At 45.5% G+C, this 26117-nt stretch carries 23 protein-coding genes; 12 read left to right on the forward strand and 11 right to left on the reverse strand.

Annotation, left to right across the window (positions count from 1 at the left end):
* Positions 1-314 precede the first annotated feature (314 nt).
* A complete protein-coding gene (pykF, locus tag CAG60_RS13100) occupies positions 315-1727 on the forward strand; it encodes a pyruvate kinase PykF (protein ID WP_004396037.1) in 1413 nt (470 codons plus the stop codon).
* 106 nt (positions 1728-1833) lie between these two features.
* Here pykF and CAG60_RS13105 read toward each other — a convergent pair whose 3' ends face one another.
* From CAG60_RS13105 to CAG60_RS13115, 3 genes are all read right to left on the reverse strand, one after another.
* On the reverse strand, positions 1834-3675 hold the full coding sequence (locus tag CAG60_RS13105; protein WP_161439124.1) for a sensor domain-containing diguanylate cyclase: 1842 nt from the start codon (positions 3673-3675) through the stop codon (positions 1834-1836).
* A 127-nt stretch (positions 3676-3802) separates the two neighbouring features.
* The gene (locus CAG60_RS13110) at positions 3803-4501 is read right to left on the reverse strand and encodes an oxidative stress defense protein (RefSeq protein ID WP_158144294.1); all 699 of its coding nucleotides are present in this window, start codon (positions 4499-4501) and stop codon (positions 3803-3805) included.
* 140 nt (positions 4502-4641) lie between these two features.
* Entirely contained in the window at positions 4642-5538 is an 897-nt protein-coding gene (locus CAG60_RS13115; RefSeq protein ID WP_161439125.1) for a LysR family transcriptional regulator ArgP, read from the reverse strand.
* Positions 5539-5658: 120 nt separating this feature from the next.
* On the opposite strand from CAG60_RS13115, the gene CAG60_RS13120 reads away from it, so the two are divergent.
* Positions 5659-6288, forward strand: a complete 630-nt coding sequence (locus tag CAG60_RS13120) for a LysE/ArgO family amino acid transporter (protein WP_158144295.1) — start codon at positions 5659-5661, stop codon at positions 6286-6288.
* Positions 6289-6365: 77 nt separating this feature from the next.
* Here the strand turns inward: CAG60_RS13120 and mscS are convergent, their stop codons facing one another.
* The 5 genes from mscS to CAG60_RS13145 all read right to left on the reverse strand — a co-directional run bounded on the left by mscS (position 6366) and on the right by CAG60_RS13145 (position 13094).
* The gene (gene mscS / locus CAG60_RS13125) at positions 6366-7229 is read right to left on the reverse strand and encodes a small-conductance mechanosensitive channel MscS (RefSeq protein WP_161439126.1); all 864 of its coding nucleotides are present in this window, start codon (positions 7227-7229) and stop codon (positions 6366-6368) included.
* 217 nt (positions 7230-7446) lie between these two features.
* The gene (gene fbaA / locus CAG60_RS13130) at positions 7447-8523 is read right to left on the reverse strand and encodes a class II fructose-bisphosphate aldolase (protein ID WP_161439127.1); all 1077 of its coding nucleotides are present in this window, start codon (positions 8521-8523) and stop codon (positions 7447-7449) included.
* A 152-nt stretch (positions 8524-8675) separates the two neighbouring features.
* Positions 8676-9839: a phosphoglycerate kinase gene (locus CAG60_RS13135; RefSeq protein WP_040904704.1), complete on the reverse strand. Its 1164-nt coding sequence runs from the start codon at positions 9837-9839 to the stop codon at positions 8676-8678.
* A gap of 147 nt (positions 9840-9986) precedes the next feature.
* Positions 9987-11012, reverse strand: coding sequence for an erythrose-4-phosphate dehydrogenase (gene epd / locus CAG60_RS13140; RefSeq protein WP_154170701.1), 1026 nt, complete (start codon positions 11010-11012; stop codon positions 9987-9989).
* Between the two features lie 126 nt (positions 11013-11138).
* Positions 11139-13094, reverse strand: coding sequence for a TonB-dependent receptor domain-containing protein (locus tag CAG60_RS13145; protein WP_161439128.1), 1956 nt, complete (start codon positions 13092-13094; stop codon positions 11139-11141).
* A 142-nt stretch (positions 13095-13236) separates the two neighbouring features.
* Here CAG60_RS13145 and CAG60_RS13150 point away from each other — a divergent pair, with 142 nt between their 5' ends.
* Complete coding sequence (locus CAG60_RS13150; protein ID WP_161439129.1) at positions 13237-14139, forward strand: LysR family transcriptional regulator; 903 nt, start codon at positions 13237-13239, stop codon at positions 14137-14139.
* Positions 14140-14213: 74 nt separating this feature from the next.
* On the opposite strand, the gene tkt is transcribed toward CAG60_RS13150, so the two are convergent.
* Positions 14214-16208, reverse strand: a complete 1995-nt coding sequence (gene tkt / locus CAG60_RS13155; protein WP_161439130.1) for a transketolase — start codon at positions 16206-16208, stop codon at positions 14214-14216.
* Positions 16209-16652: 444 nt separating this feature from the next.
* On the opposite strand from tkt, the gene metK reads away from it, so the two are divergent.
* From metK to ruvX, 7 genes are all read left to right on the forward strand, one after another.
* The gene (gene metK, locus CAG60_RS13160; protein WP_154169230.1) at positions 16653-17807 is read left to right on the forward strand and encodes a methionine adenosyltransferase; all 1155 of its coding nucleotides are present in this window, start codon (positions 16653-16655) and stop codon (positions 17805-17807) included.
* A 93-nt stretch (positions 17808-17900) separates the two neighbouring features.
* A complete protein-coding gene (locus tag CAG60_RS13165) occupies positions 17901-18389 on the forward strand; it encodes a SprT family zinc-dependent metalloprotease (RefSeq protein WP_161439131.1) in 489 nt (162 codons plus the stop codon).
* A gap of 85 nt (positions 18390-18474) precedes the next feature.
* Positions 18475-19188, forward strand: coding sequence for an endonuclease (locus CAG60_RS13170; RefSeq protein WP_161439132.1), 714 nt, complete (start codon positions 18475-18477; stop codon positions 19186-19188).
* 300 nt (positions 19189-19488) lie between these two features.
* Positions 19489-20220 (forward strand): 16S rRNA (uracil(1498)-N(3))-methyltransferase, encoded by a 732-nt coding sequence (rsmE, locus tag CAG60_RS13175; RefSeq protein ID WP_161439133.1) that lies wholly within the window; start codon positions 19489-19491, stop codon positions 20218-20220.
* Between the two features lie 14 nt (positions 20221-20234).
* On the forward strand, positions 20235-21191 hold the full coding sequence (gene gshB, locus CAG60_RS13180) for a glutathione synthase (RefSeq protein ID WP_158137782.1): 957 nt from the start codon (positions 20235-20237) through the stop codon (positions 21189-21191).
* Positions 21192-21230: 39 nt separating this feature from the next.
* Positions 21231-21794: a YqgE/AlgH family protein gene (locus tag CAG60_RS13185; RefSeq protein WP_040904706.1), complete on the forward strand. Its 564-nt coding sequence runs from the start codon at positions 21231-21233 to the stop codon at positions 21792-21794.
* Positions 21795-21854: 60 nt separating this feature from the next.
* Positions 21855-22280 (forward strand): Holliday junction resolvase RuvX, encoded by a 426-nt coding sequence (gene ruvX / locus CAG60_RS13190; RefSeq protein ID WP_161439134.1) that lies wholly within the window; start codon positions 21855-21857, stop codon positions 22278-22280.
* A 2-nt stretch (positions 22281-22282) separates the two neighbouring features.
* Here ruvX and CAG60_RS13195 read toward each other — a convergent pair whose 3' ends face one another.
* Together CAG60_RS13195 and CAG60_RS13200 are read right to left on the reverse strand one after the other, a co-directional pair.
* Positions 22283-23389: a PilT/PilU family type 4a pilus ATPase gene (locus tag CAG60_RS13195; protein WP_161425468.1), complete on the reverse strand. Its 1107-nt coding sequence runs from the start codon at positions 23387-23389 to the stop codon at positions 22283-22285.
* 10 nt (positions 23390-23399) lie between these two features.
* Complete coding sequence (locus CAG60_RS13200; RefSeq protein ID WP_154169236.1) at positions 23400-24437, reverse strand: type IV pilus twitching motility protein PilT; 1038 nt, start codon at positions 24435-24437, stop codon at positions 23400-23402.
* A 26-nt stretch (positions 24438-24463) separates the two neighbouring features.
* On the opposite strand from CAG60_RS13200, the gene CAG60_RS13205 reads away from it, so the two are divergent.
* On the forward strand, positions 24464-25180 hold the full coding sequence (locus CAG60_RS13205) for a YggS family pyridoxal phosphate-dependent enzyme (protein WP_161439135.1): 717 nt from the start codon (positions 24464-24466) through the stop codon (positions 25178-25180).
* A gap of 82 nt (positions 25181-25262) precedes the next feature.
* Positions 25263-26081 carry a pyrroline-5-carboxylate reductase gene (gene proC, locus CAG60_RS13210; RefSeq protein WP_158144302.1) on the forward strand — a complete coding sequence of 273 codons (819 nt, stop codon included), beginning with the start codon at positions 25263-25265 and terminating at the stop codon, positions 26079-26081.
* The last annotated feature ends 36 nt before the right edge of the window (positions 26082-26117 follow it).

Here is a 26117-nt window from a genome sequence, read left to right on the forward strand (position 1 = left end):
CAAGTCTTAAATCGTGATATTGGCAGCATTAGATGATAGAATTCGTATCCGAAAAGAAAAAAAATTACAGAACTTGACGTAAATTTTTAACCACAATGGCTATTTGTAGACGTTGTGGGTTTGTTTGTGAAATTTCACCTCAGATAAGCAGTCATAAAATGACTAAATCTGTTGAAAGACTTTCAGCTTTAGAGTGAAACAGACTCGTGAAACCTAAGAGGCAAACGGAGACGCTTGCCATTACCGAGAACACTTTAAGGCTAAGCATTACCCTTTAAATTCATCTTAAATTTATTTACCGGAGAGCACTTTCCATGAAAAAGACCAAAATCGTATGTACGATTGGCCCTAAAACTGAATCTGTAGAAAAACTGACTGAGCTAGTCAATGCGGGCATGAACGTCATGCGTCTTAACTTCTCTCACGGTGACTTCGTTGAGCACGGTACACGTATCGCGAACTTCCGCAAGGTAATGGAAAACACCGGTAAGCAACTCGCGATTCTATTGGATACTAAAGGTCCTGAAATTCGCACCATCAAACTAGAAAATGGTGATGATGTTGATCTCGTTGCTGGTCAAGAGTTCACGTTTACTACTGATACCTCAGTTGTCGGTAACAAAGACATCGTTGCTGTAACTTACGCAGGTTTTGCTAAAGATCTTGCCGCAGGCAACACTATTTTAGTCGATGATGGCCTAATCGAAATGAAAGTGATTGCCACCACTGAGACTGAAGTGAAATGTAAAGTTCTTAACAACGGCGCACTGGGCGAAAATAAAGGCGTTAACCTACCTAACGTTTCAGTTAACCTGCCAGCGCTTTCTGAAAAAGATAAAGCAGACCTTAAATTTGGTTGTGAGCAAGGCGTTGATTTCGTTGCGGCTTCTTTTATTCGTAAAGCAGACGATGTACGTGAAATTCGCGAATTACTGACTGCCAACGGCGGCGCAGATATCCAAATTATCTCTAAAATTGAAAACCAAGAAGGTGTGGATAACTTCGACGAAATTCTTGAGCTTTCTGACGGTATCATGGTTGCTCGTGGCGACCTAGGTGTTGAGATCCCTGCTGAAGAAGTTATCTTTGCACAGAAGATGATGATCGAAAAATGTAACCGCGCACGTAAAGTGGTTATCACCGCAACGCAAATGCTTGATTCTATGATCAAGAACCCACGTCCAACGCGCGCAGAAGCTGGCGATGTAGCCAACGCGGTAATGGATGGTACAGATGCAGTGATGCTTTCTGGCGAAACAGCAAAAGGTAAATACCCTGTTGAAGCGGTCACTATCATGGCGCAAATCTGTGCTCGCACTGACCGCGTTCTACAAGCGGAGTTGGGTTCTCGTCTAGACAGCCCACGTCTACGCATTACTGAAGCCGTTTGTAAAGGTGCGGTAGATACTGCTGAGAAATTGGCGGCTCCACTTATCGTGGTCGCAACTGAAGCGGGTAAATCAGCTCGTTCAGTGCGTAAGTACTTCCCAACTGCGAACATCATTGCAGTAACAACCAACAAGAAAACGGCCGCTCAACTCGTTCTGACTAAAGGTGTAACACCTGTTGTTGTTGATGCGATTGAAAGCACCGATGATTTCTACCGTCTAGGTAAAGAGATTGCTTTAGAATCGGGTTTAGGTAAGAAAGGCGACATCGCCGTGATGGTTTCAGGCGCATTGGTTGCATCAGGTACAACCAATACCGCTTCTGTTCACGTTCTATAATCGTTGCTCGATACCGAGAAAGTGATCAACTAAACGCAAAACGGGGCTGAAAAGCCCCGTTTTTTTATCTCGCTAATACCGACACCAAGATTATCTTAACCGATGATCAGCTCTCTTGACTTAAAAAAGTCGACACCTGATTGCGCCCCGACTTTTTCGCTTCATACAGAGCGATATCGGCGTACTTATAGGAACGTGTTGCATCAAGGGTTAAGTCAGTAATGCCGGCACTGACGGTCACGGATAAATGCGGTTCGGCTTCCACCGCCCCTCTTAATCGCTCAATAATCTGCTGCGCTTGCTCAATGCGGGTTGAGGGCATAATAACGGCGAACTCTTCACCACCAATTCGTGCGATAAAGTCATAACTGCGAAGGTGTTGCGTCAGTAAACGCGCCACGTCGATGATCACTCGATCGCCCTGATCGTGACCTTGTTCATCATTAACACGCTTAAAGAAATCAATATCTAATAACACCAAACAGACGGGATAAGCATTGCCCTCAGCTTGAATACGTTCCACTTGATGGGTGAGCTCTAATTCAAACTTACGTCGATTCCATAGCTGCGTCAGGCTATCTTTCTCACTTAATTCACGCAACTTATTCTCTAATTGCTTACGTTCGGTAATATCAACAATCGACGTAATATAATAACTCACTCGCCCTGACTCTATAATGCCTTGAATACGCATCAGCGTAGTCAACATATCACCTTGCGCAGTGGCGAACTCGACTTCCCCTTGCCAATAATGCTCGCTGGTAATTCGCTCTAAGACACTTAATATAAATGGCATGCCGTTATGATAAAGCAAGGTTTTCAGTCCGTTACGGCCGATCGCCCACGCTTTTGGTAACCCCGTCATACGTTCAAACTCATTATTAACCATCATGATTTGATGGTGTTTATCGGCAATCATCACCGCTGTCATGCCATTTAGTGCTGCGCGGGCAAGCTTACTTTCTATATCGCGTCGATGGTAATGCAACACCATCGATAAGGTTGGCAAAGTGAAAAGCATCACCATGAGCAATACAAATAATCCTTCTTTGATTAGGTCATTTAAATCACGTTCGGCGCGCTGTGCTAACTCTTCCGGAGTTAAATGGACAATCAAATACATCGCTTGATCATCGGTTAATGAAATAGATGCAAAGGCAATTAAATGCCCCTGTTCAAGCTGATACCCCGTATTTGCGGTCTGCATACGTTGCCACGTCAGCGGAAAACGGTGTGCGAGATTATCTTCCAGTATAAAAGGCTTCATTAACGCATGTTGTGATAACTTATGGCTCAAGACAACCCCTTGATCAGTAACGATTTCGGGTTGTAAATCGCGTTGTAAGCTATAACTGACTCGCTCTGCTAAACGCCAAAGATTAATATCCATCATGATATAGCCGTAACGCAGCCCAAATACCTTAACGGGCGTGATAAGCTGCATCGATGGCATCGGATGGTGATCATTCCATCCCCAAATACCAATTTGCTCGTCACTGAGCTGCTCAGCAAGTGCAAGTCGTTCGCTACTGGCTTGATTGTCCAGTGCATGGCTGATCACTTTGCTCGACTCTGTAGCCGAGTACATCACCCCGACATTGGCTTGGCCTTCATTATCAAAAAAGACGATTGAGTTATACCATTTTTGGTAATGAGCAACGGACGCAAACGCTTCTTCGAGTAAGCGCTGATTGTTCGGCTCAGGTGAGAAGGCGTAATCGCAGGTCGTCTGACTATGACTGAGTAGATGAATAATAGAAAAAAGCTGATCTTGGATATTGGCGTACTCTCTCACACCGTAAGAGAGTTGATGGAGTGCTTGCTGAGCGGCGTGATTAATATGATTTTGTTTAATTTTTTGATGGCGCTGAGCGTAATAGAAAACGATGATTGAGGTGGTCAAAGCGCAGGCAATGAGAAGAAAAGTAATCGCTCTAGAAAATCTCATAGCCCTAATTATATACACTCAGTCGTCTCAGAATGCGCATTATAACAGCATTTTCTTATTGCTGAACAAAAAACTAGCGCATAGCACTCAAGTGCACCCACGCAACGGAGTGCGCTTGAGGTCAAATTTAGTGGGTCAATTTATAAATCACATCGACTCGATCACGGATAACAATCGTTGAATCTTGATAGCTCTGACTCACTTCTGCACTATCGGCCATGCTAACTGAACGCATCATCACCGGCTGAGGAGTGATTGAACTGTATTCAATACGCCATACAGGCCCCAACTTACTTTGAAACCCAGTAGCCAATGAATTGGCTTTTTGTTTGGCATCTTCAATCGCTGCCATTCTCGCTTGCTGTTGGTATTTCGCTTGTTCACTGACTTTTAGCTGAACGTTATCGACCTGATTAATGCCCAAAGCCAACGCTAAGTCTAAGTACTGATTCAAAGCACTGAGTTTTTCGACCTCAACGGTGACACTTCTCTGCGCTCGATAGCCAACTAACTCAGGCTGTCCAGACTTTGGATAATGATATTGAGGAGTGAGATACAAATTTGAGCTGGAGATATCTTCACTTTTCACACCGGACTGCTTAAGGCTATCGACAAAGTCCGCGACCACTTTATCCACCGTGGCTTTCGCTTGCTCAGCATTCATCGTAGTTTCAACCACCTTCACAGAAAACTGCGCTCTGTCTGGTTGAGCAATCACTTCACCATAACCAGAAGTCACGATATGAGGAAAGTTCATTTGCTGAGCTTGCGCACTCACCGCCGTAAGACTGCATAAGACTATAAGCCATTGACGTAGCGATTTCATATTACTCATCCTTTATGTTGGAAAATGTTGTGATAGATAAATCACGTTAACTCGTTATATCATCATAAACCAATATAGAGTGATTCACTTGGCATTGCTGATAAACTGACACCGTTTTAACTCATTGAACTCACTTAAACTTACTGTGGCAAATGTGTCCTCGCATAATTAACGATCCCTGTTGATAGCTGAGCTAAAATCCCCGTTTCTAATAGCCAATGATGCCAATAGATCACATTGGTTACGGTTTGCCCAGGCGTCACCTCAACCAAGTCACCTTTTGCCAACTCCTCTGCAATTTGTAAACGTGGAATTAAACAATAAGCCAACCCCGCTTTTGCAAGGGCAACGAAAGCCTCTGAACTGCCGACTTTATGATTGATCCGCATTTCACTCTGCACAGCAAAGTGCTGTTTTAAAAATTGTTTATGTTGGCTATCTTGCATATCAAATGATACCGATGGGGCATGGAGCAGAGTTTGCGCATTCACACCATTCGAAAAATAGCGCGTCATAAAGCTGGGGCTGGCGACACATAAGTAATCCATTTTGCCCAAGTATTCCGCTCGACAACCCGGTAACGGTTGATCATCTAAACTGATCGCTCCCACGACTTCGCCATTCTTCATTTTTTCTATCGAACGGGATTCATCAAGAATAGAGAATTGAAAGGCGACGTTTTCTTTACTCATGATCGGCTGTAGAGCTGGAATGACCCAACTGGCTAAACTGTCAGCATTGGTAGCAATTGATAAGGTAACCGGACGTGCCGAGGTATCATTTAATAACTCTGGCATGGTTTCTTGCTCCAGCAGGAGAACCCGACGATACAAGCCAAGCAATTTTTTGCCTATCAGAGTTGGCTTCGGTGGGGCGCTACGTACCAGTGCTGGCTGTGCGATGAATTTCTCCAGTTGTTTGATACGCTGCGAAACAGCAGACTGAGAAATACACAGTTTTTCAGCCGCACGCTCAAAGCCTCCATATTGTAAAACCGCATCCAGTGCTTCTATCCATTTGTAATCTAAGCCACGCATTCTTGTCCACCCTACAGAAAATAAGCCAAGCTTATTTTATATTAAAATTATTAATTATACTAATCAAATAACTCTGGGTATCTTGCGGCCATTATTTAGCATTCTATTAATGAGACAACTGTGAACTTCTGGATTTTGCTACAAGGCTTCGGACTCGGGGCAACGATGATTATTCCCATCGGAGCACAAAACGCTTACGTGTTAAACCAAGGCATTAAACGTCATCACCATCTAACCACGGCAACCATCTGTAGCGTATTAGATGTTATCTTTATCTCCTTGGGAATATTTGGCGGCGGCGCATTGCTGTCACAAAATGAAAGTTTATTGATTGCGGTTACTTTAGGTGGGATCGCTTTTTTAACTGGCTACGGCTTATTGGCATTAAAAACGGCTTTTAAACCGTCGCAACAACAAGAGTCTTCCTCTGAGATCACGGCAAGAGGTAAACGAACGGTGATTCTTGGGGCATTAGCGGTCACCGTACTGAACCCGCATTTATACTTAGATACGGTGGTGATTTTAGGATCGATTGGTGGTCAATTTGAAGGTCATGATCGGCTTTCATTTGCCTTAGGAACGATGATCGCTTCCTTCGTATGGTTTTATTCATTATCGATAGGCGCAGCCAAATTAGGGCCAACCTTATCCAAACCCGCCGTCAAAAAAGGCATCGATCTGGTGATCGCGGCAATGATGTTTACCATTGCTTTTCTATTGGCGAATAACCTTCAGCAGTATTGGAACTAAAATAACAACGGAGGCCAAAACCTCCGTTGTTATTTTCTATTGTTCATCTATTTACTCAGCTCAACCAATAACGTCCGTTAGCTGATTTTATTCAAATGAACATCCATTTGTGGGAACGGAATTTCAATACCATTTTCATCGAGCGCTTCTTTAATTTTATGCGTCAACTCCCAATAAACAGGCCAGTAATCTGCACTCTCCACCCAAGGGCGAACAATAAAATTAATCGATGAATCACCGAGTTGATGCACTTCAACTCTTACCTCTGGATCTTTTAATACCCGAGGATCGCGCTCAACCACATCACGCAGTACCTGCTTGGTTTTATTCAGATCCGATTTATAAGATACGCCTATCAGTAAATCGACGCGACGTGTGGCGTGGCGTGAATAATTGATAATTGCGCCATTCACTACCGCAGAGTTAGGTAATACCACCATTTTGTTATCGGGTGTTTTTAAAATCGTCTGGAAAATATGAATCGAATCAACCGATCCAGCGGTTCCAGCCACTTCGATATAGTCACCCGATTTAAACGGACGGAAAGCAACGATTAAAACGCCAGCGGCAAAGTTGGATAAAGAGCCTTGCAGCGCTAAACCTACCGCTAAACCCGCAGCACCAATAATTGCCACGACGGAAGCAGTTTGGACTCCGATACGACTCAATGCGGCAACCAATACAATGATGAATAGTGTGTAACGTACGATGCCTTGGATAAAATCAACAACCGCCTTATCCATCTCTTTTTTCATCAACACGTTTGCTAAGCTACCCGCGATCGTTTTGACAATGATGTTACCAATAAACAAAATCAAAATAGCGGAAATAATATTCACACCGTATTGAATAAATAAATCTGAGTTATTGGTTAACCAACTATTGACCTGATGTAAGCTTTCAACGCCAGGAACTTCTATTCCCACTGACTCATTCGCCATATTGTATATCCTCTACAATCAATGATATCGATATTGTTTTTTTGATGTATACAAAGGAGTGACAACTGCCCTATGTAATATCCCACGCAAAGTATACTTATTTAAATCTCAGCAAACATAAGATTATTCTTTAAACTAGCAGATCTATTTCCTAATCACTAGCCATAAAAAAACCCGCTCATTGAGCGGGTTCATCACTTAGTTCAGAGAAGTGAACTTATAGTACGTCGATCGCATTAAGGTCAGCGAAAGCTTTCTCTAAACGAGCAACCATTGAGGTTTGGCCTGCACGTAGCCATACGCGTGGATCGTAGTATTTTTTGTTTGGTGCAGCTTCACCAGTTGGGTTACCGATTTGACCTTGTAGGTAATCGTGGTTTTCCGCTTCATATTTACGGATACCATCCCATGTTGCCCACTGAGTATCAGTATCGATGTTCATTTTGATAACACCGTAGCTGATTGACTCTTTGATTTCCGCTTCAGAAGAACCAGAACCACCGTGGAAAACGAAGTTTAGAGAGTTAGCTGGAAGGCCAAATTTCTCAGAAACGTACGCTTGAGAATCACGTAGAATGGTTGGAGTCAATACCACGTTACCCGCTTGATAAACACCGTGTACGTTACCGAAAGAAGCAGCGATAGTGAAACGATGGCTGACTGCGCTTAGTTTTTCATAAGCGTAAGCCACGTCTTCTGGAGAAGTATACAGCTCAGATGAATCCATATGAGAGTTATCAACGCCGTCTTCTTCACCGCCAGTACAACCCAGTTCGATTTCGATGGTCATACCCATTTTCGCCATACGCTCTAGGTATTTCGCGCACGTTTCGACGTTTTCTTCTAAAGACTCTTCAGAAAGATCTAGCATGTGAGAAGAGAACAGAGGCTTACCTGTTTGAGCAAAGAACTCTTCGCCAGCATCAAGTAGACCATCGATCCAAGGCAGCAATTTCTTCGCAGCGTGGTCAGTGTGTAGAATCACTGGCACACCGTAAGTTTCAGCAACAGCGTGAACGTATTTTGCACCAGCTACTGCACCAAGGATTTGAGCACCTTGGCCTTCAAGTTTAACGCCTTTACCAGCAAAGAAAGCAGCGCCACCGTTAGAGAATTGCACCACGACTGGCGCTTTCACTTTGGCTGCAGCTTCTAGTACCGCGTTGATAGAGTCAGTATTGACAACGTTAACAGCAGGTAGAGCAAAGTTATGCTCTTTCGCTACTGCAAATACTTTCTGTACGTCATCACCAGAAATCACACCAGGTTTTACGAAATCGAAGATCTTAGACATGGATTTGATCCTATTTTTTCTGTCGTTTAAAAATAAAACAGTTAAGTTTACATTCTTGCAAACGTTTGCTCACAACTGGCGCTATTCTAGCAGAATAAATACCCTCGTGCAGCAAACAAGAAAGCGGGAGTTGCCCCCCGCTCTCATCGTCATTATGCTTTCGCGCGTGCTTCTAGCATTTCTACTGCTGGTAGAACTTTACCTTCAACAAATTCAAGGAAAGCACCGCCACCGGTTGAAATATAAGATACGTCAGCTTTGATACCAAACTTATCGATCGCTGCTAGCGTGTCACCGCCACCCGCTACTGAGAAACCTGCCGATTTGGCTATCGCTTCAGAGATACCTTTGGTACCTGCTTCGAAGTTTTTGAATTCAAATACGCCAACAGGACCGTTCCATAGAATGGTTTTTGCGTTAGCGATGATTTCAGCCAATGCTGCGGTTGAATCTGGGCCTAGGTCGAAAATCATATCGTCATCTTGCACTTCAGAAACGTGCTTGATTTCCGCTGCGGCGTTTTCATCAAACGCTTTCGCACAAGCAACATCAGTCGCAAGAGGAATAGAGCACTCTTTCATTAACTTTTTCGCTGTATCAAGCAAGTCGGCTTCATAAAGAGACTTACCGACATTGTGACCCGCAGCGGCAATAAAGGTATTCGCGATACCACCGCCAACAACCAGTTGGTCAGCAATTTTAGAAAGGGATTCGAGTACGGTGAGTTTTGTTGATACTTTTGAACCACCAACGATAGCCACTAATGGACGCTCTGGGTTATCCATCGCTTTACCCAATGCTTCAAGTTCTGCCGCCAATAGTGGACCAGCACAAGCGATCGGAGCAAACATACCAACGCCATGAGTCGACGCTTGAGCACGGTGAGCCGTACCAAACGCATCCATCACAAACACGTCACATAACGCTGCGTATTTTTTCGATAATTCTTCTTCGTTTTTCTTCTCGCCTTTGTTAAAGCGAACGTTTTCAAGAACGACCAATTCGCCAGCGTTCAATTCCAAACCATCAAGGTAATCTTTAGCCAGTTTAACTTCGCAATCTAACGCGTCTTTTAAGTAGTTAACGACGGGTAATAGAGAGAACTCTTCCGTGTATTCGCCTTCCGTTGGACGACCGAGGTGAGAAGTCACCATTACTTTAGCGCCAGCCGCTATGCAGTGCTGAATGGTTGGTAAAGACGCAAGAATACGTGCATCCGAAGTCACTTTGCCATCTTTCACTGGTACGTTTAGGTCAGCACGGATAAATACGCGTTTACCTGCTAGATCCAGGTCGGTCATCTTGATTACAGACATGGTTTGTCCTCTCAAATATTAATAAATAAAGTTTTTGGAAACCCGGCAACCTTGCCGAGCTTAGTTATTCTTCAAACTGGTTATTGATATGGAGACCGTCACGATGTATTTCAAGTTCAATACTCAGCCATCCCCATCATCCTGCTCCTACTCGGATGCTTGCATTGCGAGCGCCGTATCCAGCATGCGGTTCGCAAAGCCCCATTCGTTATCGCACCAAACCAACATTTTAACCAGTTGCCCGTTACTGACTCGGGTTTGTGAACCATCCACAATCGCACTGTGTGGATCATGGTTAAAATCGATGGATACCAATGGAGCTTCAGTATAGTCAACAATGCCATCTAATGTACACCGAGATGCGTGTATGATGGTTTGATTTACGTCATTAACTTTCACATTTGTATTTAATGTGACACTTAAATCCATCGCTGTGACGTTAACTGTTGGCACGCGCACTGAAATTGCCTCAAATTTGTTAGAAAATTTCGGAAAAATTCTTTCAATACCTTTATGCAATTTCGTATCAACGGGAATGATCGATTGGCTAGCAGAACGCGTGCGACGCAGATCGGTATGGTAAGCATCAATCACGGGCTGATCATTCATCGCTGAATGAATGGTGGTGATGGTACCAGAGTCAATACCAAAGGCTTCATCCAAGACTTTTATGATCGGCACAATGCAGTTGGTGGTACAAGAGCCATTGGAAACCACGCGGTGCTCAGCAGTCAACGTTTGATGGTTAACACCATAAATGATGGTGTTATCGAGATCATGACTCCCGGGATGGGAAAAGAGCACTTTCTTAGCACCCGCGGTAATATGGGCTAGGCCATCGGCTTTGGAACCATAGACTCCGGTACAATCGAGAACAATATCAACCCCAAGATCGCGCCAAGGCAGTAGTTTGATTTCGCTAAGATGAAGGATCCGAATCGAATCATAGACACCTGCCTCATGATGCACATAGATATGCTCTTGATCATTGGTGATTTTTTTACCAAAACGGCCATGACTCGTATCGTATTGCAGAAGGTGGGCCATCGCATCGGGTAATGCCAGTTCATTGACTGCCACTACTTTGATTTGCTGATTTTTTCCACTCTCATATATCGCTCGCAAGACATTACGCCCGATACGCCCAAACCCATTGATCGCAACTTTAAGCATCATTCCATCGTCTTAATTGTTTTCGAGAGGAGGATAGTAACTGATAGCCTTTAAGAGCAACACCCCCACTCATCCATCGTCGATAAAAAAAGGCTCACTAAATAAAGTGAGCCCGGTATAACGCTTTTAGAAACTGATATCCGCCCCTATCCAGTAGCTGCGTCCATCCAGCACTTTGCCATGTTTATCTTGTGAAATATCGGTATCGGTGAGGTTATAGATACCAAACAGTAAACGTGTCTCTTTGTTGACTTGATAATTACCACCAATATCTAAGGTTTGGTAAGCATCGTATTTATCTCCAACAGCCCCGCCTCGCACAATCGCATATTCACTGCCTTTGTATTTGGCATGTGTCCAAAACGTTAGCTGCTCACTGGCATCCCAATCTAAATTGATGGATGCTTGATGGCGTGGAGTTCGACTTAATGGATCGCCACGATTCGCCCCACTGCGCTGCTCTGAGTCCGTAAAGGTATAGTTGGCCGATAGAGCGAGTTGTTCCATGACTGGTATTTTAAAACTGGTTTCTATCCCTTGAATCCGTGCTTTATCGACATTTTCTCGTTGCTGAATAAAATCATGCTGACTGCCTGAAGGTGAAACACATCCTCCACCGTTGCTGGCATCATCACATAGAGTGGTAATCAACACTTTATCTTTAAAGTCGGTATTAAATACACTGAGTGATGCCTGAAACCCTGTTGGTAGCAGATAGAAGATCGCAATTTCTTGGTTCAATGTTTTTTCAGGTTTGAGATCAGGGTTGCCTAAAATCACCCCATTACGACGCCCACCACCCGTCACTTGTCCCCAATCGCTAGAGACTTCACGCAACCCTGGAGCACTGAAGCCATTAGTCACGCCACCTTTTACCGTCCAGTGATCACTTAATTGCCAAACAGCATAGGCACGGGGGGTAATTTCATTGCCATAATGCTGATCGCGATTAAAACGTGCTCCAAGGGTTAAGGCAAAGTCTTGTGTCATTTGCCACTCATCTTCAATGAAAAAGGCACCGCGCCAACGTTCTAATGAATTTACGCTAGGATTGTATTTGTTACCGGCATCATCCAACGATTCGTTAAAGTATTGTCCACCAACAGTCACGAAATGATCGTCAAACGCACGTTGTAAACTGGCGTCAACCACTTGGTTAGTGATCGTCATTTGACGGCTTTCATTGTCTGTTTTTTCGTGACTATAGCTCAATTGGCTGGTTGCAAACTCCCAACGTCCTTCATGAGAAAGGGCATAATACGAACGTTCATAATCCCCTTGTGATGGACGTTCGGCACTTTTTTTAGAACTGTCCCGCTGTTGACGACTTTGATTAATATCGATACGAATATCTTGCGTGTCAGTCGGGGTGAGATCAAAACGGACATTGGCACTGTTCATCTCTTGTTCAGGGTAATAACCGATTTTGTCATCTTCAGCACGTCGAGAAACGGAACCAGAAAGCTGAACCCCAAGTAAACCATCAATCAAAGGACCAGCGATAGTTGCACTGGCTTGCTGGCTATCACCGGCATAACCACGATCGCGCAGTTGGCTTTCTAGACGAAGTGAACCATTCCAAGTATCCGATACTTTTTTAGTGATAATATTAATCACCCCGCCCATTGCATCAGAACCATACAACGAAGACATTGGGCCGCGTACAACCTCGATTCGTTCTATCATATTGAGTGGTGGGATCCAGCCTTGCTCGATGCCTGGTCCATCGCTGTTAGGGCGCGTTTGACGGCTGCCTTGTCTTTTTCCATCGACTAAAATCAGCGTATATTTAGCATCTAAGCCGCGAATACTAATGTCTTGACTGGCGCCGCCACCAGAAATATAAATGCCCGGTACCGAGCGCAACGCATCGGTTAAATCTCTAAATGAGCCCTTGGCCATCTCTTCGGCACTGATCACCGTGATACTGGCTGGCGCATTTCTCACCACCTGCTCAAAACCTGACGCGGTCACGACCAGTGTTTCGTCAACTTGACGCTCTTGCTGAGCACTCACTGGTACCGACGCAAATAGACCAAACGCTACGGCCAAAGCGACGCGGGTTGGATTTAATCTAGACATTCACCACTCCATAAATGATAATGATTATTAATTTCGAAGTGGAATTATTCACAATTTGAATCATTGAGATAGACCGACAGATGGAATAGTCAGTCCCAGATATGGAACAACACGATTATTGAATAACGAGGTCACTGTTATCATGCATGATTTAAGTGCTATCAAAGCCTTCCATGCACTCTGTCAGCACAAAAGTCTGACCGCTGCCGCTAAAGCGCTTGAACAACCAAAATCGACACTAAGTCGACGGCTTGCTATGCTCGAAAGTGATTTAGGGCAAGCGCTGATCACTCGTCAAGGCAACCGACTCACATTAACTAAGGCCGGACAAGTGTTTGCCGTTTATAGCGAGCAATTAGTTGAATTGGCATCAAAAGGTATTGAAGCTCTTCAAGAGCTGAACAATCAAATCAGCGGTAACCTGACGTTAGTCGTTCATCCCAACTTAGTCCGAGGGTGGATAAGCCACGTTCTCGATGAGTTTATGCTGGCACACCCCGAAGTAACCATTCGAGTACACAGTCACTACGTAGCCGAAAATAGCCTGTTAGAACCTGATTTGATGATTTGGATCGGGGCTATCACCCCCTCTGGATGGCGGCGCGAGCTTCTCGGTAATTGGCATTATTCACCGTACGCTTCTCCAAATTATTTAGCCACTCACCCTAAGCCCGAACATCCTGAGCAGCTTATAAATCATACTTGGATAGATTTTATCGCCTGTCGCCAAGAAGGATTAACCCTAACTCATCAGACTCAAGGAGACTGGGTATTACCAGCTCTGAAAAGTCGTTTACAAAGTGATAGCTTAGCCATGCAAGCCGACGCGATAGCCAAAGGGCGAGGAATTGGCTTGCTACCCACTTGGTTTGCAGAAGGCTTTGAACGCGCTCATCCGAGGAGTCTTGCTGCTTGTTTACCAGAGTGGTTATCTCCACCCAGTGAGGTGGCTTGTTACTATCCAGCGGGGCGTCACCCTTTGCGTTTACGCTTGTTTATTGATGCTTTGCGTCATGCTTGCCCTAATGAATGGAAAACGGCTTAGCTCCATAGAAAAAGCCCAGCAAATAAGCTGGGCTCAGTTAGAACTCAATATCAACCATTAAGCCAGTAGTTCGTTTAAGCCAACAGTTCGTTAGCTGTTTTCACCACATTTTCAGTCGTAAAACCAAACATTTTGAACAGTTGATCCGCTGGTGCCGATTCACCGAACGTCGTCATGCCGATGATCTTGCCGCCAAAACCAACGTACTTGTACCAGAAATCCGCAATGCCTGCTTCAATCGCGATACGTTTGGTCACGTCTGCAGGTAATACCGCTTCACGATACGCTGCATCTTGCTTGTCGAAAGCATCGGTCGATGGCATTGAAACCACGCGGACTTGCTTACCTTCAGCGGTTAGCTGCTCTGCCGCTTTCACCGCTAGCTCAACTTCAGAGCCGGTCGCAATCAAGATAAGCTCTGGTTTGCCAGCGCAATCTTTAAGGATATAACCACCTTTGGCGATATCAGCCACTTGCGCTGCCGTGCGAGGCTGCTGAGCGAGGTTTTGACGTGAGAAGATCAGCGCTGATGGCGCCTCTTTACGTTCAATGGCCAGTTTCCAGGCGACTGCAGATTCCACTTGGTCACAGGGACGCCATGTGCTCATATTCGGAGTTAAACGCAGTGAAGCGATTTGCTCAACCGGTTGGTGAGTCGGGCCATCTTCACCCAAACCAATCGAGTCATGAGTATAAACCTGAATGTTTTGGATCTTCATCAGCGCCGCCATACGCATTGCGTTACGAGCGTATTCCATAAACATTAAGAAGGTCGCGCCATAAGGGACAAAGCCACCGTGCAACGCGATACCGTTCATAATAGCCGTCATACCAAATTCGCGTACGCCGTAATGGATGTAGTTGCCAGAGAAATCTTCAGCGGTGAGTGATTTTGAACCAGACCACATGGTCAAGTTTGATGGCGCTAGGTCAGCAGAGCCGCCCATAAATTCTGGTAATAATTTACCGAACGCTTCAAGGGCATTTTGCGAGGCTTTACGTGACGCAATATTAGCAGGGTTAGCTTGTAACTCAGCAATGATAGCATTGGCTTGCTCTTCCCACTGCGCTGGAAGGTCACCATTAACACGGCGTTTGAACTCAGCCGCTTCTGCTGGGTACTCGGCAGCGTAAGCGGCAAATTTTTCATCCCAAGCCGCTTCTTTAGCTTGGCCCGCTTCTTTGGCGTCCCACTGAGCGTAAATATCAGCCGGAATTTCAAATGGAGCGTATTGCCAACCCAAGAATTCACGCGCCGCTTTAATTTCATCGTGGCCTAATGGCGCGCCATGGCAGTCATGAGAACCCGCTTTATTGGGTGAGCCAAAACCGATGATGGTTTTGGTACAGATCAATGTTGGACGAGGATCAGCTTTGGCGGCTTCAATCGCTGCGTTAATCGCCTCTGCATCGTGACCATCAACCGCTGGGATCACATGCCAGCCATAGGCTTCAAAACGCTTAGGCGTGTCATCAGAGAACCAGCCTTCAACGTGGCCGTCAATCGAGATGCCGTTGTCATCCCAAAACGCGATAAGCTTACCAAGGCCAAGCGTGCCAGCCAGTGAGCAGGCTTCGTGAGAAATGCCTTCCATCAAGCAGCCATCACCCATAAAGACATAAGTAAAGTGATCAACGATGTCGTGACCTGGCTTGTTGAACTGAGCCGCGAGCGCTTTTTCAGCCATCGCCATGCCCACTGCATTGGTAATCCCCTGACCTAGAGGACCAGTCGTGGTTTCAATACCTGGCGCGTAACCGTATTCTGGATGACCTGGGGTTTTGGAATGCAACTGACGAAAGTTTTTCAGATCATCAATCGATAACTCATAACCACTTAGGTGCAGCAGTGAGTAAATCAGCATTGAGCCATGGCCGTTAGACAACACAAAACGGTCGCGGTCAGCCCATTGTGGATTGTGCGGATTATGGTTGAGGTGTGAGCGCCACAGCACTTCAGCGATATCCGCCATGCCCATTGGGGCTCCCGGATGCCCAGAGTTAGCTTGTTGAACACCATCCATGCTTAACGCACGAATCGCGTTAGCCAGTTGTTTACGCGAAGACATATCAGCTCCTAAAAAGCGATGAAATAAAAAGCGATCTCCCAAACCAATCAAAGTTGCAAATCAACGATGGGTGCTCTCGCTCCTAACAGCAACACTATTGCTCTGAATAGAAGGCAAACCAAATCACTGAACCGCCGCCGCTTAAAGTGGGAAGGGTATAGAAAAAGTGCTCAATATTGTCGCAAAGCCCCTTACGCTCTGCAAACCTTTTACTGCCTCTTAGGCTGATTTTTGCAATCGGTTACATGAAATTTCATCGTAATTATAAAAACATCACAAAACCAAGCAAACGTTTGGCCATAAGATAAACTAAAAAAGAGCTTGTAATTTGAGCATTGAAAACTAGAATAGACGTCTAGATGTAGAAACGCCTACATATTGAACAATTTTACCGACGCGTTTATCGAATAACGGGTCGCTACTAATATGAAAATTGGAGCTATCATGGCTAAACATTTGTTTACTTCTGAATCTGTATCAGAAGGTCATCCTGATAAAATTGCCGACCAAATCTCTGACGCGGTTCTTGATGCCATTTTAGAACAAGATCCAAAAGCTCGTGTCGCGTGTGAAACCTATGTCAAAACCGGAATGGTCATGGTTGGCGGTGAAGTAACGACGTCAGCGTGGGTGGATATTGAAGAGCTGACTCGCCAGACCGTACGTGAAATTGGTTATGTTAACTCTGAGATGGGCTTTGATGCCAACTCGTGTGCGGTACTCAATACCATTGGTAAACAGTCACCAGATATCAACCAAGGCGTTGATAAAGCCGATCCTAAAGATCAAGGCGCAGGTGACCAAGGCATCATGTTTGGTTACGCTTGTAACGAAACCGAAGTGCTGATGCCTGCACCGATTACCTATGCACACCGTTTAATGCAGCGTCAAGCTGAAGTGCGTAAAAATGGTAGCCTAGCTTGGTTGCGCCCTGATGCAAAATCTCAGGTCACTTTCCAATATGACCAAGGTAAGATCGTCGGTATTGATGCTGTGGTACTGTCTACTCAGCATTGTGATTCCGTTTCCACCGCTGATCTACGTGAAGGCGTGATGGAAGAGATCATCAAGCCTGTTCTACCTGCAGAATGGCTAACCAAAGACACCAAATACTTCATTAACCCAACTGGTCGTTTCGTGATTGGTGGTCCAATGGGTGACTGTGGCTTAACGGGTCGTAAAATTATCGTCGATACCTACGGCGGCGCAGCACGTCATGGTGGTGGTGCTTTCTCTGGTAAAGATCCATCAAAAGTTGACCGTTCAGCCGCTTACGCTGCTCGCTATGTTGCCAAAAACATTGTGGCTGCCGGTCTTGCGGATCGCTGTGAGATTCAACTTTCTTACGCCATTGGTGTCGCTGATCCAACGTCGATCATGGTAGAAACCTTCGGTAGCGAGAAAGTACCACACGATATTATCATTGAAGCGGTTCGTCAGTTCTTCGACTTACGTCCTTACGGTTTGCAAGAAATGCTCAGCTTACTACAGCCGATCTACAAGAAAACCGCCGCTTATGGTCACTTTGGTCGCGAAGAATTCCCTTGGGAAGCGACAGATAAAGCTGCCCTATTGCGTGACTTTGCCGGTTTAAAATAATTATCCATAGCCGAAATGGCTTACTCTCCAACGAGTGGTAAGCCATGATTGGATAAACCTCAGATCCGTCTGAGGTTTTTTATTGGAGGTCCTTTGATCAATTTTGAATTGCATTATCGTGCCCAGCAGCAAATACAACGCTGTATTGAACGGGCCTCAGAATACTTTAATACCCCTTTCTCCCGACCAAACCTCAGCCTAAAACTACGCGGTAAAACCGCAGGTAAAGCCTATTTGCAACGCTGGGAAATTCGCTTAAATCCGATTTTATTGACTGAAAATCCGCAAGCTTTTATCGATGAAGTGATCCCCCATGAAATTGCTCACCTGATCACTTATCAACGTTATGGACGAGTACGTCCTCACGGTCGTGAATGGCAATCCGTTATGTCACAGGTGTTTAATCTGCCCCCCAGAACCACTCACAGCTTCGATGTTGGCTCTGTCCAGGGTAAAACCTTTGCTTATCGCTGCGCGTGTCAAGTTCACTCATTATCAATTCGTCGTCATAACAAGGTGTTACGTCAACAAAGCAGCTATCATTGCCGCCACTGTCAAACACCTCTGGTCTTTACTGGATAAACCGACTCCTCATTCATCTATCAATAGGCAAGTCATTTTTTGAGTGGTAGACTGCGAAAAATCATACTTATCTCAGTCTTTTGCCATGTTTTATTTACGTTTGCTGTCGATTTTAGGTTTATTTGTTTTTACTACCAGTAGCCTCGCTGCTGCCCCAACTTCTTTTGCTCAAGCCAAACGTATCGCCGTTAAACTTTATCAAGATCATCCGGTTAGCTTCTACTGTGGCTGTGAGATTAGCTGGCAAGGTCAACGAGGTATTCCTGATCTTGAAGGCTGTGGCTATGAAGTTCGCAAACAAGCCACCCGCGCCAATCGAATTGAATGGGAGCACGTGGTGCCTGCTTGGCAGTTTGGTCATCAGTTACAATGTTGGCAAGAAGGCGGGCGCAAACACTGTGCACGCCACGATGAGCAATTTCGTCAAATGGAGGCCGATTTACACAACCTCACTCCCGCGATTGGTGAAGTGAATGGCGATCGCTCTAACTTCAATTTTAGTCAATGGAATGGGATTGATGGCGCGACGTATGGTCGCTGTGAAATGCAAATTAACTTTGCTCAGCGTAAGGCTATGCCGCCGACAAGAGCTCGTGGCGCTATCGCCCGTACCTATTTGTATATGAGTCAGCACTATGGGTTTAAGCTATCTAAGCAACAAGCACAATTAATGCAGGTTTGGGATAATCAATACCCGGCTGATGAATGGGAGTGTGAACGTAACCGACGTATTACCACCATTCAAGGTCACTCTAATCCATTTGTTGATACACAGTGTTCTCGTCGCCACCGTGAATAGAGCCAAGATCGTCATCAACAACAATGACTAAAACTTCAAGCTGAACGCTTAAACGAATAGGGGCAGTGTCATCGCATCTTAAACGGTGACCGTCCCTCAAACGCCGCAGAAAAAGATATTTCCCTTCAACGCGGTGATCAGGTGAGCTATCATCACTAGATTGTGGTTATCAAGACATCGGTCGGGTAACACGGATACTCCATGACTTGAACCCGTCACTTAACGTACCAATATTATCCATACTGTGCGATCTTCAAGTCACCAAAGTATCGCTTTGTCATCAATTATTAGGAACTTGGCATGCGTATTCCTCGAATTTATCATCCCTCCCCTATCCACCAATTGGGCACGCTTGCCCTCAGTGACGACGCCGCCAATCATATCGGTAAAGTTCTGCGTATGCAGCCCGGTCAATCGGTGACGTTGTTTGATGGGAGTGATGCTGAATTTCCTGCGGTGATCAGTGAGATCAGCAAAAAACAGCTGACCGTTGACATTCAGCAACGCATTGAAAAAAGCATTGAATCACCGCTCAATTTACATCTTGGGCAAGTGATTTCTCGTGGTGATAAAATGGAATTCACCATCCAAAAATCGGTCGAGCTTGGCGTGAATACTATTACGCCTTTATTATCAGAGCGTTGTGGGGTAAAACTGGATCCGAAACGCTTTGAAAAAAAACTTCAGCAATGGCAAAAAATAGCGATTGCTGCCTGCGAACAATGTGGCCGAAATCGGATCCCTGTCATCCGCCCAGTGATGGAATTAGAAGCTTGGTGCGCTGAGCCTAGTCAGGCACTTAAACTCAATTTACACCCTCGCGCGTCCTATTCGATCAATACCTTACCTGAGCCGGTAAGCAACGTCCGTTTATTGATAGGTCCAGAAGGTGGCCTATCTGAGCAAGAAATTGCCATGACCGAACAATACCACTTTGCAGAAACATTGCTCGGTCCTCGCGTATTGCGCACCGAAACCGCAGCACTGACTGCCATTACAGCGCTACAAGTTCGTTTCGGCGATCTTGGCTAACTCGGAGAAATTCAATGATTAAACTTGGCATCGTGATGGATCCCATTTCATCAATTAATATTAAAAAAGATTCCAGCTTTGCCATGATGCTTGAAGCACAGCGTCGTGGTTATCAAATTCATTACATGGAAATGGCTGATCTGCACTTAGAACAAGGTGTGGCTATGGCGGATACTAAAGTGGTCAGCGTCAAAGAAGATCCCGCGGCTTGGTATCAATTTCAGTCTGAGCAAACCATTCGTCTCGCGGATCTTGATGCCGTATTGATGCGCAAAGATCCCCCTTTTGATACCGAGTATATTTATGCAACGTATATTCTGGAAAGAGCGGAAGAAGAAGGCACACTGATCGTCAATAAACCGCAAAGCCTGCGTGATTGTAATGAAAAATTATTTACCGCTTGGTTTCCAGAATTAACGCCTACCACACTGGTGACTCGTAAAGCGGAAAAAATTAAAGCCTTTCGTGAGCAACACGGCGATGTGATCTTAAAACCGCTCGATGGTATGGGTGGCTCATCGATTTTTCGCATTAAACAAGGCGATCCTAACGTATCGGTGATCATCGAAACGCTGACCAACCACGGACAAACCTACTGCATGGCACAAACCTTTGTCCCCGATATCAGTAACGGTGACAAACGAATTTTAGTCGTCGATGGTGAGCCAATGCCATACTGCTTAGCACGTATTCCTGCTCAAGGTGAGACCCGTGGTAACTTAGCGGCTGGAGGAAGGGGAGAAGCTCGACCACTGAGTGAAACCGATAAAGCGATTGCGTTAGCTGTGGCTCCAACATTAAAAGAAAAAGGCTTGATCTTTGTCGGTCTTGATGTGATTGGTGATAAACTCACCGAAATCAATGTCACTAGCCCAACCTGTATTCGTGAAATCGAAGCCGCTTTTGATATCTCGATTACCGGCAAGCTGATGGATGCGATTGAACGTCGTATTAAGGCCTTATCTATGTAGGAGCTTAACGCTCCTCAATACCAAAGGATTGAAGATTAGATGAATCTGACTAATCATTTTCTCGTTGCCATGCCCAGTATGCAAGATCCTTACTTCAAACGCAGCGTGATCTATGTCTGCGAACATAATGAAGAGGGTGCAATGGGGCTAATGATCAATGCTCCGATCGATATTACGGTCAGTGGGATGCTAAAACAAGTCGAGATCGAGCCCGCTTACCCACACTCTCGAGAGCAAAGCCTAAAGAAACCGGTCTTTAACGGTGGGCCGATTTCCGAAGATCGTGGATTTGTTCTGCATCGAATGAAAGATCATTATGAGTCGACCATGAAGATGACCGACGATATTGCGGTAACCACTTCGAAAGATATCCTCTGTGTACTCGGTACTGAGGCGGAACCGAATGGTTATATTGTCGCATTAGGTTATTCTGGTTGGTCTCCAGGCCAATTAGAACAAGAGTTAACCGAAAACTCTTGGCTAACCATTGAAGCGGATGCCGATTTAATCTTTGATACGCCAGTCCATGAAAAATGGCAAAAAGCGATTCAAAAATTAGGCATTAATCCCGCCCAACTGGCTCCTCAATCAGGCCATGCCTAACTTAACCTTTAAGGCGCATTAACCATCGAGTTAATGCGCCACAGCAATGAGACGTCTATTATGTCGCGTACCATTATGGCCTTTGATTTCGGCACTAAAAGTATCGGTAGTGCTATCGGTCAAGAAATTACCGGAACGGCCTCGCCATTAAAAGCCTTTAAAGCCAATGATGGCATCCCCAGTTGGGATGAGATAGAAAAACAGATCAAAGAGTGGCAACCCAATCTATTAGTGGTTGGCTTACCCACTGACTTACATGGCAAAGATTTAGATACCATCACCCCACGGGCGAAAAAATTTGCTAACCGCTTACACGGACGCTTCGGCTTACCCGTTGAGCTGCACGATGAACGCCTATCGACCGCAGAGGCACGCTCCGAGCTGTTTGCCCACGGCGGCTACAAGGCACTCAGTAAAGGCAATATAGACTGCCAATCAGCGGTCGTGATCTTAGAAAGCTGGTTTGAAAGACAATGGGCAAACTAGTCTCACTCCATATCAATCTTAATATTATCCAACGCACCAGAAGAGTAGCCCTCTCCCCGCTGGGTTTTGAGCATAAGGCGTAAATCATTGGCTGAGTCGGCGCTGTGCAGCGCATCTTGCTCAGTGATTTTATCGTCAATCACCAATTGATACAGCGCTTGATCGAAGGTTTGCATTCCCACTTCTTTCGATTTAGCCATGGTTGCTTTTAATTCGTGCAAATCGCCACGGCGGATCAAATCCGCCATTCTTGGACTATTGAGCAAAATCTCAAACACGCCATGACGCCCTTTACCTTGTTTATCACGCAGCAGTTGCTGACCAATCACTCCTTTTAAGTTCATCGATAAATCAAACAGAAACTGTTCTTTTTTCTCTTTCGGCATCAAATGTAAAATACGCTCTAAGGCTTGGTTGGCATTGTTGGCGTGTAAGGTTGCCATACATAAATGCCCAGTTTCGGCAAAGGTCATCGCGTATTCCATGGTTTCACGACTGCGTATTTCACCAATCAAAATCATGTCCGGCGCTTGGCGAAGTGAATTTTTCAATGCCACTTCATAGCTCTCAGTATCTAAGCCGACTTCACGCTGAGTCACAATACAGCCTTGATGAGGATGAACAAATTCAATCGGATCCTCGACAGTAAGAATGTGCCCGCGGGTTTTCAAATTACGATAACCGGTCATCGCCGCCATGGTGGTTGATTTTCCCGAGCCTGTCGCACCGACCACTAACACTAAACCCCGCTTGGTTAGCGCGAGATCTTTAAGCACCTCCGGCAACTGCAAGTCATCAAAACTAGGAATTTGCGTTTCGATCCGGCGAATAACGGCACCCGGTAGCTCACGCTGAAAAAAGGCACTGACTCGGAAACGGCCAAAATCACGCACAATCGCAAAATTGGCCTCACGCGTTTGGTTAAACTCCGTTTGTCGGTCGCTATCCATCATCCGCAATAACAACTCTTTGACCTGAGATTCACTTAACGCTTCCCCCTGAGGTTGGAGATCGCCATTGACGCGATACAAAATTGGAGCCGCGACAGTGATGTAGAGATCGGACGCCCCTTGGGTGAGCATCTCTTGTAATATTTGATCCAATTGCATGATGCGTTCCTTAGAATGATGAGCTGTCTAAACCAAGTTTTTGTTGGACCTCTGGTAAATCCACAACCCCTTGAGCGACCAACTGCTTAGCATGCTGCTCCATAGTTTGCATCCCATGCGCAGCGCCCGTTTGGATGATCGAATACATCTGTGCGACTTTATCTTCTCGGATCAAGTTACGAATCGCAGGAGTCGCTAACATAATTTCGTGACACGCCACGCGCCCCCCTCCGACTCGCTTAAACAGTTTTTGCGCAATCACCGCACGCAGCGATTCCGATAACATCGAACGCACCATGTCTTTATCGCTGCCCGGGAATACATCGATAATCCGATCAATGGTTTTTGCGGCAGAACTAGTGTGTAGCGTACCAAACACTAAATGTCCCGTTTCAGCGGCGGTTAACGCTAAACTGATTGTCTCTTGATCACGCAGCTCACCGACTAAGATCACATCAGGGTCTTCTCGCAGCGCCGAACGTAACGCATTTTTAAAACTATGTGTATCACGATGAACTTCACGCTGGTTAATCAAACACTTATTATTGCTATGCACAAATTCTATCGGATCTTCAATGGTCAAAATGTGTTTATTATGATGAGTATTGATATAATCAACCATTGCCGCTAACGTTGTCGATTTACCGGATCCAGTGGGGCCAGTAACAAGGACTAACCCTTTCTCATAATTGGATATTTTTCGAAAGATCTCCGGAGCATTCAACTGATCCAACGTTGGGATCACTGTAGGAATCGTTCGAAATACGGCGGAGCTGCCGCGCGACTGATGAAAGGCATTAACCCGAAAACGTCCCACATTCGGTAGCTCAAATGAAAAATCGACTTCGAGGCGCTCTTCATATTCACTGCGCTGGGCATCATTCATGATGGCAAAGATTAATCGATGCACGTCAGCATGACTAAAAGCAGGCACTCCCAGCTTACGGACTTCACCATCAATCCGGACCATGGGCGGAACACCTGCAGAAAGATGTAGATCTGACGCATTATGCTTTACACTAAAATCCAGTAACTCTGAGATATCCATTTATTTTTCCTTAATAAAGTCGAGCCATGAGTAGTATTCAACAAAACATTGAACAGATCACCTCACAGATTAAGAGCGCACAACAAAAGTGTGGTCGCTCTCCAAGCTCTGTGCAACTTTTAGCGGTCAGTAAAACCAAACCTGTCGAGGCAATTCTCGAAGCAGCCCTTGCTGGGCAACTTGCTTTTGGAGAAAACTATGTTCAAGAAGGGGTGAATAAAATTCGCTATTTTGCTGAGCATCATCCACAACTCGATTTAGAATGGCATTTTATTGGCCCATTGCAATCCAATAAAACTCGTCTTATTGCCGAACATTTTGACTGGATGCACACCGTGGATAGAGCAAAAATCGCTCAGCGACTGAGTGAGCAACGTCCGGCTCACAAAGCACCGTTACAGGTCTTAATTCAGGTAAACACCAGTGGTGAAACCTCAAAATCCGGTATTAGTGAGCAAGCGTTGTTTCCCTTAGTAGAGTTGATTTCTGAACTACCGAACCTCACATTAAGAGGGTTGATGTCCATCCCAGAGAACGTCGCTGATTATGCTGAGCAATTGGTTGCTTTTCAGCGCTTAGCTGACCTGCAAGCACGCTTAAGGGAACGCTATCCAGCACTGGATACTCTATCAATGGGGATGAGTGGTGATATGCAAGCGGCCATCGAAGCCGGAAGTACGATGGTACGCATTGGAACGGCGATTTTTGGCCAGCGCGATTATCCAACCTCAACGAAACCATGATCCTTGCTCAAAGCAGGTTTACTTTTCGTCGAACAATGACCCGCTACCACCAGAGTAGCCAACTGTAGGATAGAACATCATTATGGAACAAAGAACGATTGCTTTTATTGGCGCAGGAAATATGGCTCATGCGATCATCGCTGGCCTGATTGCCAGTGGTTATCCAGCGCAGCGGATCATTGCCAGCGCGCCGTCCCAAGCCAACTTAGCCTCGTTACATACTCAGTATGCGATTAAAACCACCAGCGATAATCTCGCCGCCGCTCAGCAAGCGGATGTCGTGGTGCTGGCGGTAAAACCTCAATTAATGGCTGAAGTATGTCAACCGATGCAAGCTATTGATTGGTCAAATAAATTAGTTATTTCTATCGCCGCGGGGATTTCGGTAGCGCGCTTGCAACAATTGCTCAATACTCAACCTGCGTTAGTACGGGTGATGCCAAACACCCCCTCATTGGTTAATCAAGGCATGGCAGGGTTATTTGCCGCACCAGAGGCAAGTGAAAGTGACAAAAACTTCACTGAGCAGTTGATGAGTTCGGTGGGAAAAACTTGCTGGGTGAGTGAAGAATCAGCAATCAATAGTGTCATCGCCGCCGCAGGTAGCGCACCGGCCTACTTTTTCTTGTTTATGGAAGCCATGCAAGCCGAGGCAATCGCTCAGGGATTTGATAAGCAAACCGCACGCTTATTGGTGGAGCAGTCGGCGTTAGGCGCAGCGCAGATGGTTGCAGCAAACCCGCAGCTAGAGCTAGCTATCTTACGTGAACAAGTGACGTCCAAAGGAGGCACGACAGCACAAGCTATCGCAACCTTTGAGCAGCATCAGCTATCGGATATCGTTGCTAAGGCCATGCGTGCCGCAGTCCATCGTGCGCAAGAGATGGAAAAACTATTTTAAATAGACCGCCATTTCAGTACTCTATTCATTAATTTA

Origin of the sequence: Vibrio sp. V33_P6A3T137, from assembly GCF_009904835.1 — a bacterium.
GTDB classification, from domain to species: domain Bacteria; phylum Pseudomonadota; class Gammaproteobacteria; order Enterobacterales; family Vibrionaceae; genus Vibrio; species Vibrio metschnikovii.